9 protein-coding genes are annotated in these 12,805 nt (G+C 39.1%); all 9 read left to right on the forward strand.

Going from position 1 to position 12,805, the window contains the following annotated elements; all coding sequences use genetic code 11:
- The first annotated feature begins 818 nt into the window (after positions 1 to 818).
- The 9 genes from AC1VNJ_RS24700 (at position 819) to AC1VNJ_RS24740 (ending at position 12,801) form a co-directional block, all read left to right on the forward strand.
- A complete protein-coding gene (locus AC1VNJ_RS24700) occupies positions 819 to 2,789 on the forward strand; it encodes a primase C-terminal domain-containing protein (protein ID WP_482641479.1) in 1,971 nt (656 codons plus the stop codon).
- A gap of 697 nt (positions 2,790 to 3,486) precedes the next feature.
- Entirely contained in the window at positions 3,487 to 6,558 is a 3,072-nt protein-coding gene (locus AC1VNJ_RS24705) for a TraM recognition domain-containing protein (RefSeq protein ID WP_482641480.1), read from the forward strand.
- A gap of 115 nt (positions 6,559 to 6,673) precedes the next feature.
- A complete protein-coding gene (locus AC1VNJ_RS24710) occupies positions 6,674 to 7,519 on the forward strand; it encodes a replication-relaxation family protein (RefSeq protein ID WP_482641481.1) in 846 nt (281 codons plus the stop codon).
- Positions 7,520 to 7,533: 14 nt separating this feature from the next.
- Positions 7,534 to 7,749, forward strand: a complete 216-nt coding sequence (locus tag AC1VNJ_RS24715; protein ID WP_025753473.1) for a hypothetical protein — start codon at positions 7,534 to 7,536, stop codon at positions 7,747 to 7,749.
- A gap of 12 nt (positions 7,750 to 7,761) precedes the next feature.
- The gene (locus tag AC1VNJ_RS24720) at positions 7,762 to 8,898 is read left to right on the forward strand and encodes a conjugal transfer protein (RefSeq protein WP_482641482.1); all 1,137 of its coding nucleotides are present in this window, start codon (positions 7,762 to 7,764) and stop codon (positions 8,896 to 8,898) included.
- 104 nt (positions 8,899 to 9,002) lie between these two features.
- Positions 9,003 to 9,194: a hypothetical protein gene (locus AC1VNJ_RS24725; RefSeq protein ID WP_217599852.1), complete on the forward strand. Its 192-nt coding sequence runs from the start codon at positions 9,003 to 9,005 to the stop codon at positions 9,192 to 9,194.
- A gap of 12 nt (positions 9,195 to 9,206) precedes the next feature.
- Complete coding sequence (locus tag AC1VNJ_RS24730) at positions 9,207 to 9,608, forward strand: hypothetical protein (RefSeq protein WP_482641483.1); 402 nt, start codon at positions 9,207 to 9,209, stop codon at positions 9,606 to 9,608.
- A gap of 143 nt (positions 9,609 to 9,751) precedes the next feature.
- Positions 9,752 to 12,172 (forward strand): ATP-binding protein, encoded by a 2,421-nt coding sequence (locus AC1VNJ_RS24735; RefSeq protein ID WP_482641484.1) that lies wholly within the window; start codon positions 9,752 to 9,754, stop codon positions 12,170 to 12,172.
- A gap of 74 nt (positions 12,173 to 12,246) precedes the next feature.
- On the forward strand, positions 12,247 to 12,801 hold the full coding sequence (locus tag AC1VNJ_RS24740; protein ID WP_482641485.1) for a hypothetical protein: 555 nt from the start codon (positions 12,247 to 12,249) through the stop codon (positions 12,799 to 12,801).
- Positions 12,802 to 12,805 lie beyond the last annotated feature (4 nt).

Genomic DNA, 12,805 nt, shown 5'->3' on the forward strand with positions numbered 1-12,805 from the left:
ATCAAATCAATTAGTTGAACTTATAAGGTGATTATGCTGATATATAGCTTTTCCGAAAAAATTTTAGTTGAACTTGTTAAGGTATAAACCTATGTAGTTATGAAATTACCAACCTTAAGTCAACCTTTAGTTCAACTAAAGGTTGACTTAAGGTTGGTAATTTTAAGTATATTTAGATTTTCAAGAAATAATAAAATCCAATATGGGTAATAACGAAGTATTTTGTTTTAGGAACGACAAAACGCGTAAAATCTTAAAAGATCTTACGCGTTTTGAACATAGTCTACATAGACTATAACATTAAAGGTGTAACTCTATAACATAATATTCGATAAACAATACACTAGTATTATAGCATATTTTAAGAGAGTAAGGTATTAAAATCCAATGAAAGATATGGTTGTTTGGACGCTTAATTATTAGATAATTTAGAATAAAATGGTTACGTTTTTTTAATTTATACTTGTAAAGTGGTTAAGTTTAGCAGTATCATAGAAGTACAACTAAATGAACGGAAAAAAAGCAAAAAGCTCAAGCGATTAGAATCGGACGGCAATCCTATCTAATCGTTCACCGTAACTTCCCTACGGTAAACTGCTGCTCAAGCTTTTCACTCAATGTACGTATTCAACGTACATAATGTATTTTCCTACTTGGAATTTTACTACAAGTAGGAAATATAATCAAGATATTATGAGTGATTAATTTGAACAGATAACGCTAAATTTATAGGGTTTCTCTATACATAAAAGCGTCGTTTACCATTTAACGGTAAACGACGCTTTTTGTGTTTCCGAGTAAATGGAGGGACACGTGTAATGAGAAACCTTGCGCAACAAATCTATGGAAACCAGTTGACAGAATATTCTAAAAAACAAACACAAAAGCAAAAAAACGGTTATAGCAGCTGTTTAGGCTGGGTATTCGTATCAAAAGATTTTACAAAAGAAACAACAAAAGCTGTTCGTACATATGGTTCGTTGTTTAATGTCAGCAAAGACTATACATACTTCACGCCAAATACGTTTTATCGCAATGATCTACGTCGTTTAAGTACGCTACGTTGGATTAATGCGATGTCTATTGATATTGATGCAAAGAACGGTGAGAACGAGGGGATGACTCTTCCGGATATGCAAGAGTTGATTACACAAGCAGGACTTCCAATGCCTTCTTTAATCGTTCAAACGCCTTCTAAAGGGTTTCATGTTCATTGGTTTTTAGAACAGTCAAAACGGGCTTCGGACAAGTTAAATGCTCATTATAGCCGTATTCAAACATGCATCGCTGAGATGTTAAAAGGGGACGTAAATGCGATTGGTCCTGAGCGATTATTCCGTTTACCAACTGATGAAAATACGGTCTTTCATTCACAAGAACGTGTATCTTTTGATGAGCTATGTGAATGGTTCCAACTGGTTCAAGAACAAGATCAACAAGACGTACATACATACAAAAAAGGATTCTGCAAAGGCTATGAATCTCTTTTAAAACATCCTGCTGTCCAAAAGATCCTAGAAGGTGTAAATAAAGGTCAACGTGATACGGCTTGCTACACACTTGCTCTTGCTTACAAGGCAGCTGGATACGATGAAAAAACAGCAGAACAATACTTACATAACTGGAATCAAAAAAATACACCTCAAATGCGTCAAATTGAGGTTAAACGAAAAGTTAAGAGTGCCTATAATGGTCGTTTTCATGCTCCATCTGCGAAAAAAATTCGCGATTTATCGGGCATGCTATTTAGCTATGTCATTTGGGAAGAAGCGAAACCACGTGAAGAACGTACATATAGCCACATTCAAGAATGGGAAGGGGACGTATTAGCATTTATTCGTGCTCATGGAGGACGTATATTAGGATCACAACGTGATCTTGCTGAGCAAATTACTTCAAGTGTGAATGCTGACAAGAAAATCCCTTATGCTACGTTTAAGAAAGTGATTGCTAGATTGGAAGAGCAAGAAATCCTTTCGAAAAAGGTCTCTGGCAAAGGAAGAGGGGCTTCAACAGAGTTATGTATCATTGACGAAATAAAAGCTCATAGAGCTCAATCTGAAGCCTCAAAAAAAGAACAAGACACTGCTCCTAAAAATAATGGGCTCAACTCAAATACAATTAAAGATACGGTGGTGGGTGGGATGGCTCTATTGCTTTATCAGTGTAACGAGGTTGCTCGTTCTTCTGAATATAGTATCTTAAATTTACCGCCTACGTATTCTAGTACTCTACAGCATGCACCTCTTCCCGGGAATGTTCCTTCCGCCTTCTCGAGCGCGTTGTTTAACCGGGGTTTTACAGATGGTCGTTTTATCTTTAGGGCCTGGGGGAAGGTTCAATTAGCCTTTAAAGAGTTTGCTATTTCTTATCGTTCTATTTCGTCTACTCCGCATTATGTACGTTTATCCGTGGAGGCTGTTGGCTTAACGGTTCAGAAAAAGGGTTCTGTGATTGCAGGAGATTTCCAAGGAGAAGATGGTTTCTTTAAGTACCTTTATGGGGTGATGAAAGGGCTGTTCAAGAAGCATCGATCTGCTCAATTGACTCAATTTGTGGAAGAGATTGAGCGTTTAAGTGATGTCATGTTGTCTCATGTAGGTATGGAGTTAGGAGATACATTGAAGAAAACGCATGTAGTGGATCGAGAACTGCAGGTTGCTAAATTAAGAGAGATAGAACGTGAAGAATCGGCTCGCCAAAGACGCAAGCATTATGTTAATCATGCTGCTTTTGATCTTACTTCAAGTTTGAACCAATTCAAACTTTTCATGAAAACAGATGATTAATGTTCACAAAAAAAGCATCGAGAAAAGATCTGAAATCCTTTCTCGATGCTACTCACAAACGTAACTATTCTCCTTACAGAATAATCACTGTCATTGTATAAAAATGATGAACAAAAGGCAATTGTAACTTTTGTTTTGCCAATGTCTGATTAAAGTTTGAAGTGGTATATGACTCAGTATGATAGCTCATACATAATGGACTAAATGTGCGCATGTTTCACAACAAATATGCATTAGGATGAAAGTAATAAAAATAGGAGGTTTTATTACAGTTTTGTTAAAAAATGTGACCTTAAAGGGCTATGTAGTAAAACTTTTACTAGGTATTAGGTTGTTTTCTTTGGAAATCCCTTGAAGCACGTGTGGGGAAGGAATATCATGGAAGTAAGCAATAAACATCCTACTTTTTTCAAGATACTTTCCCTGAGGTAACATTGATTACGTTAGTAATCATGTACCGATGGGAGAAGTCCTACTAGTACTCCTATTTTTATTTGTATTCGTTATTCGTATTGGCGGCGGGCGCACCTAGCGTCAACCCAACATGGCCTTACACATGCTGGCAACCATACGAACCTATACACTTCACCCTAGAAACGTACTTCACTACAACTCGGAAACAAACACCCTATGAACCTTGTTCCTCGAAAACTTCATAGCTCTTTTCCTTCCTCTCTTCACAAGGAGGGGAAACCAAATGAAACAAAAACCATCTAAAAAACAATCGACCATCTTTGACGATATCCTGGATCAACTACTTGAAAATCCACGGCAGGGGGGAGCGATTGCTGTTTTTGGTTTGGCTGGCATTGGTATTTGGAAGAAAGAATGGCTTTTGTCGCTTCTCCCGTACCGTCCAGAAGTCGTTCAGCATTGGCTCACACTCTTTATTCACAGCATTCAATTACTAGTGGCCTTGCTGCTGTTATTTCTCGTAATTCGATGGATATGTGCTGTCTTTCGCATTCAACGACAGTTTGAGTATGTTCAAATGCTGCCGCATGCAGATGATGGCGTGTCGAAAGAAATGTTAGGACAATTAATGAGACGGATCCATGGAACAAAACGTAGGTGGATTGAACGGATCTTTCTTGGAAAGGAACGCTTTTCATTTCTTATTCACCACGTAGTAGATGAATCTGCAGGTATTCAATACCGTTTCTATATGGGGGCTGAAAAGAATCAGTTAGAAGCCATTAAGTCCAATTTTCAGAGTGTCTATCCAAATTTAACGTTCTTTCCGGCGGATGACTTAGAATTTCCAGAAAAGAAGGCCGTGGGTGGACGACTAAAATTAAAAAGCAATAATTTGAAAAAGTCACTGCCTCTTTCACGGTATAAGTCAGATCAACTACCTGGGATCATTTCACATATGAAGCCTGGTACATGGTTACAGGTAGGATTTACGCCTAATGATGGGTGGAAGCTTCGCAAAGCCATCCAGAAGCTTGAAAAGGACTTAAAAGGGGATAGACCTCTCAGAGATCAGTCGGCATTTGATAAAGAGGAATTAGTAGGCCTAAAACATCGTTATTCAGGGAATGAAGTAGCCTTTGACTGTACAGTGTCCATGGCTTCTGAATATTATCCCGGTGTACCTGTCGTAAAAAGTATGGCCAACGCGATTAATTCCGTTTTACATCATGTGAATGAATTGAAGTACAAGAAGTGGAAAAAGGCGGTTCAATGGTATCCCACTATGAGTCCGTATCGGATGACATGGACGGGTGGAGAGCTTGCGAACCTTCTTCATTTGCCACACTTTGATGAACGAACAATTATGCAAAAGCTCGCAAAAGAGGTCCCACATTCGAAACGTGGTGAAGAACTTCTTCCAGACCATCTTTTGAGCCATGAAGAAGGGTCTGTCGATTTTGGAGTACAATATCACCCGTTTGTCAAAGATCGTATGATCAGGATTTTAATGAGTGTTCTTCAGAAGCATTGGTCCTTGCTTGGCGTAACGGGTTCTGGGAAATCAACGCTACTCAATAATGTGTTGATGAGTTATGTTCATCAATTTATTAAGCAAGGTATGGAAAACAAACCATCACCTGGCTTTTCCTTTGGTGATCCTGCCAGAAACACAGCCATGATTTTATTAAATCAAATGCTAAAAGCTGAACATGATGGAGCATCTATTAATTGGGATAAAGTTCATTGGATCTCTTTTAAAGATACGGAATATCCACCAGCTTTAAATTTGCTTCATCGTTTTCCAGGTGAATCACCTGAACGAGTCACACAAATCGTCATGCGGATTATCGGTGAAAACTTCCAAGTGGCGAAACAAACGGAACGTCTTTTGGTGAATTGTATTAAAACACTTGTATTAGACGTAGAAGGCCAACATACGATTTTGGGTGTAAAACCATTAGTAAATGATTTTACGTTCAGACAACGGATTTTGAGCCGTCTGGAGAACAATATTGAAGCGTATGACGTGTTAGATTTTTGGGAGAATGAAGCAGAAGATTTAATTGATGCTAGTCGCATTGCATTATTTAATCGTTTAGATACCTTTTCAGCCAATCCATTATTACGTCGAATGTTTGGCCAAAAAGAGTTTACTCTTCCTATTCGAGAATGGATGGATGAAGGACATATTATCTTTTATGACTTTAGTGGATTAAGCGAAGAAGAAACAGGATTAATTGGTGGGTTTCTCACCTACTTGTATTATCGAGTGGCGGATACAAGAACACCTAATCCTTTAATGCATCAGTTCGTGTTTGATGAAGCTGCCAGACTAGAGAAAATGACGATTCTGCCTCGTATCATTGCGGAACAACGTCAAAAAGGGTTGTCGCTGGGAATTGGTACACAGTCCATGCATCAACTGGACCAAGAGCTTAAAAATGCCCTAACAGAAGTTCAAGGAAATTTCTTTGTTTGTCGACAAGGTGCTGAAGGTGCAGCCGCAGCCAGTAAAATGTTCAGTGTCCAAGGCACCAAAAAAGATCAACCTCTTTTTTCGGAATCATATTTTCGAAACTTGCCTGATTTAGTCACGGTTATTCGTACGCAGGATAATGTGAATGGTGTGGATGAAATTGTGCAATGTGTGGCCAAGTTACCTCCACTAGATCGGTATATGCCGAATGGAAAAAAAGCACGATACAAACATGCAACCGAAGAAGCAAAGGCTGATGCTTGGACCAAAGCCAAAGTAAAAGAGTTGTCATCAAAAAATGGCCATCATCAATCTGAAGTTGATGTGATGATTCGGGCTTACTTACAAGGGGAGACCTATGAACCGAAACAAGTGAAGAAATTACAGCCTAAGAAACCGAAGGCCCCGTTACAAGCACAGCCAGAGGCGCCGGTTTCCTTAGAAAAGAAAACGGATTCAAACGTTGAGTCACCAAAAGGCATTACTGCATCATCTGTTAATGAAATTGAACCAAGTTCAAAAGAAGGCGTAAAGCAAGAGAATGAACATGAAAAAGATTCTTTTGCAACGATTACCCTTTCAAAAAAACAGAGAAAACAGCGAGAACAGGAACAACCAGTAATACGTACACCGTTCAAGCCGATGCTTACCCTTTCATGGGAGAATCCTATTCATAAAGAAGAAGACCAAGGAATGAGCGAAACGGCGGCAGCTGTCGAGCCTGTTTTAGAGGAAAAAGAACAAGTTCCAGAAATGGATTCTACATCGATGGAACCTGACGTGAGACCTTCAAAGGAAAAAATAGAAGATTTACCAATGGAACCACAGCCCATTGTGTCACTACGAAAGAAAAAACCTTCAGAAAAGAATGAGTAGAGATGGCAGGAAAAGAGTGGAGTAAGCGTTTTACTATAAACAGAGATAGAAAAATAGGTTAATGGCTCACGAACGTAACGTTTCTCTTACAGACAAAGGAGAGAGGGGAAACAACATGAAAAAATATATCACACTGAATGAACAAGACACGGATTTACTTATTAAGTTACATGACTTCATCTACATTGATTCAAATTTTATTGTTGATCACATTTTAACGAATTACGCAGACCGAAAATATGTGATGCAGCGCTTGCGATTGCTAGAGGAATCAAAGTACCTTAAGAGCTTTACTGTTCCCATGCCAGGCTATGAAAAGCCAGGCAATCTATATACACTCGATGCATTTGGCGTAGAGAACGTACAGGAATTGCAAGGGTTCTCGAAATGGCAGAAAAAATGGTCAACAGATGTACCTGCCTGGTATCAACATCAGTTGATGTTAAATCGTTTAGTTTTATCCTACAGAAAACAGGCAGAAGAAGTAGGGCTAGCTGTTAAGGAATGGATTCCAGAAGCAAGAGGAACCTTCCAATATGGAAAGAGCAAGTCAGAGGTCATCAAACCGGACGGCGTATTAGTTGTGGGAGAAGCAGATAGCGAGCAAAATATTGGCTTGTTTATTGAGCTGGAACGTAGTGTAGCCAAACGACAAAATACCATTCAAAAGATACAAAGGTATAACGACTTTTTGAAACGTGGAAAAGAAACACTCGAAAAATATGATCTTTATGTGGGCTTTGAAGAACCTGTTTTAGATTGGCGAGTCTTGTTTGTCGCTGGAAATCAAACAAACACGAAAAAGACCATGCGCGATATCTTAAGCATTCCAACTCAAGAACGGTCACATATCAAGATTCCCGTTTTGACAGCAAACATTGAAGACGTACAAAAAGATGCCTTTGGAGATATTTATCACTATATATTCAGTGAATCAATAGAGGTAAAAAGAGGGTTGTAAGGAGGGGACGTCTAGTGGTTCGTAGTTTATTTAAAACCCTTCTATACATCGCTGGAATTTGTCTCGTAGGAAGTTTCATCCTACGGACATTCCCAGAAGCGAACGTACTTTGGGAGACAGGGAAAGAACAGTTTTCGGTTTTTTATAACCAAAGTGTAGCAAGTTATGGCGTGACAGGTACACTCATCATCATAGCGATTGTAGCCTTCTTGTTCTTTGGTAAAAAGTAAGGAGGAATGACGATGAAGAAATGGCAGAAGAAAAAGAAGCCTGTTTCTACTGACCCTTCACAGGTGCCAAAAGAAAAAGGAAAAGAAAAAGTCGGTTCATCCAAGAAATATATGCCGAACTTACTAAAGAGAGATGAAAAAGAAAAGCAACAAGAACAACGGATGATTAAGCGAGCAACAATGAAACGCTCAACAGCAGCCATTATAGGAAGAGCCATTGTGATTCTAAGTCTAGTGATTATAGCTTTAGGAGTCTTTAGTGCCTTTCGCCACAACCTGGCCATTAGTGATCTAGAAGACAAAGTGTCAGCCCAACAACAAGGTACGAGTGAAGGAAAAAGTCGAAATAATCAAAATATTAAAGCTGTCGAGTACTTCACAACTCAATTTATGCGTCAGTACACGAGCATTGAGCCAGGAGAGGATAAACAGAAAGCAAGGGAAGAGGCTTTGCAGAACTTTTTAGCAACCGGTCTAGATAAAGATGCTGGAATTGATTATGCCAATCTCTCTAGTAGTCAGCGTTATGACAGTAGTGACGTCGTTTCGATTACACAAAAAGATGCCCACATTTCAGATGTATCCATAAAAGTTCAGGTCACAGCAACAAAAGAAGTGGAGAAGAAATCGAAAGACAAAGATGGAAAAGAGAAAGTGGAGAAAACGAAAGAAGAGAAGCCGGCTACCGTTTACTATCTAGTCAGAGTTTACGAAGGTAAAAACGGCTATAGCGTCATTGATCTGCCACAACCGTATATGCCAAAAGAAAATCAACGCGTCACGGTTTCCGAGAATGAACAAAGCAAAAACACGGATTCAGTTGTCAATCATGAGGTTCAAAGCTTTCTAGAATCGTTCTTCAAAACCTATACAGCAAAAGATCGACGTGATGAAACTAAGTTCTTCTTTAAAGATTCGAAAAAAGCGCAGTCGTTAAATGGATTAATGAACTATAAATCTTTAAACAAGGTATCGGTCTATGAAGAGAAATCTTCTAAAGGAAGGTATATTGTCAGATGTTCAGTCAAGTTAGAACAGCCAGATACAGGCATTCAAAGTAACCATAGCTACGAATTTAATGTTCAAACGGATGGGCAAGACAAGTTTGAGATTTTAAATATGAAACCTGTCTCATATGACATTCAATAAGTAAACCATTGGAGGGATTCAGTATGCTTACAAGCTTCTTACACACATTTATGATAGGCGACATTAATTTGCAAGGTGTTAGTAGTCAAGGAGACACCAATGTAATGGGTGTTTTACAAACCGTGTTCATTTGGGTGGTGCTATTTGCGATCATCGGTTCGTTGGTCATGAAAAAATATCGTGGTGCTCTTATGGTTGTGGTCTTCGGCGGGGTAATTGGTGTTTTCATCTATGGTCCAAGTAACATCGTGTCGCTAGGTGATTCCCTTTTAAAATTCTTTGGGCTTTCAACCTAAGGAGGTCTATGCATGAGACGTGTTACCGGCTATTGTACAAACAAAATTTTTGCTATTCCAAATATCGTAAGAGGGCTAGCTGGGGGAAGGGAAAGCATTTCGCTTCCCTTTTCTGTTACCGTTACTCAAATTATTGTGATCTTTATCTTCTTTCTTCTTAGTCTTCTTCTCGTTGTTCCTTTAACTCCTCTGATCCCTAATAAAATTGCACGCGTCATTGTTGTTTGTATGGCGGCGCCCATGTTCTTTGGTTATCTCATTGGCTCTCAGACAAAAGAAAACATGAATATTATTCGCTATTGGCAAGTGAAGTTCAAAACGTTCATGGAGCCAAAGGAGCTCTTTCGATTTGAAGAAGTGGAGCAAGCCAAAAAAATCACGTATAAGCGCAAGATTCCTATTTATCGAAAATGATGTAAGGAGTAGTGATGGAAATGGATATTCAAAACGACATTATAGCTGTTTGGCGAAACACCGTCATAACAAGGGATTCACGAGATCAAGGCTGGTTTAAATTTAGTGGATTTCATACGAGTTTTGATTCAGAAGCCCAGTTGATGGCTCACTTCTCAGAGTTGAAGCGCTTATTTAAAGAAATTAAGCGAGAAATTCAATGCATCGTTGTACCAACACGTCAATCCATTGATGATGTTCAAGAAAAATATGCATCTATGATTCGTGGGAACTTGCGAATCGTAGCAAGCTCTCATATCCAGTCGGTTTTTAATTATCTTAAAACGAGTGATGAATTAGGCGCAGAAGAGCGTCGCTATGACTTTTATATTGGCATTGAATTAGGTAAAAGCACCCTAGATGACGAGGCAGAGGATATGACGTACAAGGAAATGTATCAAGCCTTAAAAGATTGGGTGTCTTCCAAATTTGCCAAAATCCGTGGAGATAGTCATGTTCATTTAACCGAAGATCGCTTACGAAGAATTTATCGTGCCAATCGAGAGGTCACACGATTGCTTGAAGGATTACCCTTTGCCTTTACGCCTGTTACACCAGAAGGAATGACAAAATTAATTCCATGGATATTTAATATAGGATTACGGTTCCCACCTAATTGGCAGAACTGGGAAGATCGTTTTACTCCTATCTTCAATAAAAAAGGAGAACTGATTGCTCGTATACAGACAGAAGAAGATGTACTTAATCTTCAATTAACGGGCATCGAAAACCCGCGTTCACGTCGATATTTAACGCTGCATCAAACCGATGCGAAAGGCTACAATCATCAGACCCACGTGGCGTTCTTGCATATGGTCGGCATGCCGGAAGAGATTCATTTTCCTGAAACTCGATGGCTAGAAGCCTTACGTTCTCTGCCCTTTGCGGTAGGCGTTAATTTGAAGATGAGCTATCAAGATGCGGATCAACGGTTGCGCAAGTTGCGTCGCAAGAAATCTAATTTAGAAGATCAAGCCAACCATTTAAATACCTTTGGAGAAGATGCCGGATCCAATGTGTATCAAGGGATTTTACATGCTGAAAGCATTATCTCCAATGTAGAAAAGGAACGAGAGGGTGGCTATTTAATGAGTGCTATTTTCTCGGTTAGTTCTTCTGATAAAGATGAATTAATGCAACGAGTGAACGACCTTATTGATGAATACGCTGGAATGGGCATTACCTTGCAAAACACATATGGCCTTCAATTACGCAGTCTGCTTGAATGTTTACCAGGTTCAAGGCGCTACGTAACGGAGTTTATCCAAGACGTAGACATTAATGCCGTCACAGCTAGCTTCTTTGGAAATCGACAAGAATTAGGTGATGAATACGGCTACTATGCAGGCAGAACGTTAAGTGGTACGGCTGTTTATGTCTTACCTGGACTCGCCGCATCAGGCGCGGCTCTCACACAGTCGCTTGTCACGGTCTATACAGGAAAAACGGGTTCCGGTAAATCCATGGCTGCCAATCGAGATATTTACGAGACAGCATTGAGTGGAGGGAAGGTATTGCTGCTAGATCCAAAATCGGAACGCAAGGACATCTGTAAATGGGATGAAAAATTAACGGAATTGGGAAGCGAGCTCAACTTTATCTCTTTTTCTACCAAAGATGAAGATGCTGGAAAGCTAGATCCGTTCCTCTTGTTCGATAATCGAGCCGAAGCCGTGGAGGTTTCAAGAGAGATTATTTATTACTTGTTAAATATCAATATTCGAAATGATAGCGTTAAAAGTTCGATTGTCACCAAAGCCGTTAAGCGTGTTGGTCAATTGGCAGAGCCATCTATTCGATTTGTAAAAGATGAGTTGCGCGACTTAGTTCAAGAGAACAATACGTTACCAGAAGACCACCGTCCACTGGCATTAGAGTTAGCTTCGATTTTAGAAGAATTTGAAGATGTGTCCCTCGCCCGTTTGATTTTTGGAAAGCGTATGAATGATGAAAACGTCTTGAATTATGCCAATCAATTCAATGTGCTGCAAGTTGATAATTTACAGCTACCCAAAAAGAGCACATCTGCAGAGGAATACACAGAAGCGAATATTGTGTCAGTCGCTATATTGTTTAGTCTAACAGCCTACATGATGAAGTTTTTACGGATGTTCCAGAATGAATTAACGGTTGTGGCGATTGATGAAGCGTGGAACTTCTTCCAAAACCCAGCAGGTGAACGTTTAATTGATCGTTTATTCCGTGAAGGACGGTCCTTATTTTCACCGATTTACTTAATGACCCAAAATTTAATGGATATTCCAAGCAGTATGCGTGGTCAAATTGGGACGGCCTACTGTTTCCGTACCGATATACCAGAGGAAATCGAAACGATTCAAGAGTTTATGAAACTAGAAGATAGTGCTGGGTTAGAAGATATGATGCCTAAAATGCAGTCGGGTTATTGTTTATATCGTGACCTGCATCAACGAACAGGTGTCATGCAGGTTCGTATTTTACAGGAGCATCTATTTGATGCCTTTGACACATCTGTAGACGTAAGAGAGCTTGCAAACCAAGTGTAGAAGGTTTCACCCTTCGTTTACATACAAAACGGAGGGATCGCTTTTTAAGAGGTTTAGAGAAAGGGAGACTAAATATGAAAAAGATACTTGCCTTTATTTCGACTATTGCGATCGTTGGTATGCTTGCAAGTTGTGGGAATGATGAAGCTACTACAGAGCCAAAACCAAAAACATGCGAACAAATTGAGCCTTGTAAAACAGCTTTACAGTACGCCACATACGTAGAGCAAGGCGCAGAAGATAAAGTTTATGAAATGGAAGACCAAACGGGAGAGCACAAAAGTTATGACAGTTTGGAAGAAGCTAAAGCAGATATTAATGACGATTATAAACAATATCAAAATCAAAAAATTAAGCATTATGGAGTAGTGGAGTATGTCCTTAATCCAGATGAAAAATATATCTATAAATTCAAATATAAAGATTTCCGTACTGAAGAAACAAAAAATATAACAGTAGGTATTACTAAAAAACAAAATCAGTATTTTGCAAATGAATACTACAGTGGAGCAACTAAACAAGATGTAACAGTAAATGGGGATATAGCAAAACATAAAAGATACTATTCAATAGGTATAGATAAGCAAATGAAAGAAGACTTTACTCCAGACTTAATTGAGCAATATTGAGAAA

It is taken from the genome of Priestia sp. 3CA3, from assembly GCF_056836725.1.

What these genes read in the sequence shown, in the direction of transcription:
- AC1VNJ_RS24710 (WP_482641481.1), top strand. Translation starts at nt 6,674, where the DNA reads ATGAAAAAATATATCACACTGAATGAACAAGACACGGATTTACTTATT.
- AC1VNJ_RS24735 (WP_482641484.1), top strand. Translation starts at nt 9,752, where the DNA reads ATGGCTCACTTCTCAGAGTTGAAGCGCTTATTTAAAGAAATTAAGCGA.
- AC1VNJ_RS24740 (WP_482641485.1), top strand. Translation starts at nt 12,247, where the DNA reads ATGAAAAAGATACTTGCCTTTATTTCGACTATTGCGATCGTTGGTATG.
- AC1VNJ_RS24725 (WP_217599852.1), top strand. Translation starts at nt 9,003, where the DNA reads ATGGGTGTTTTACAAACCGTGTTCATTTGGGTGGTGCTATTTGCGATC.
- AC1VNJ_RS24700 (WP_482641479.1), top strand. Translation starts at nt 819, where the DNA reads ATGAGAAACCTTGCGCAACAAATCTATGGAAACCAGTTGACAGAATAT.
- AC1VNJ_RS24705 (WP_482641480.1), top strand. Translation starts at nt 3,487, where the DNA reads ATGAAACAAAAACCATCTAAAAAACAATCGACCATCTTTGACGATATC.
- AC1VNJ_RS24720 (WP_482641482.1), top strand. Translation starts at nt 7,762, where the DNA reads ATGAAGAAATGGCAGAAGAAAAAGAAGCCTGTTTCTACTGACCCTTCA.
- AC1VNJ_RS24730 (WP_482641483.1), top strand. Translation starts at nt 9,207, where the DNA reads ATGAGACGTGTTACCGGCTATTGTACAAACAAAATTTTTGCTATTCCA.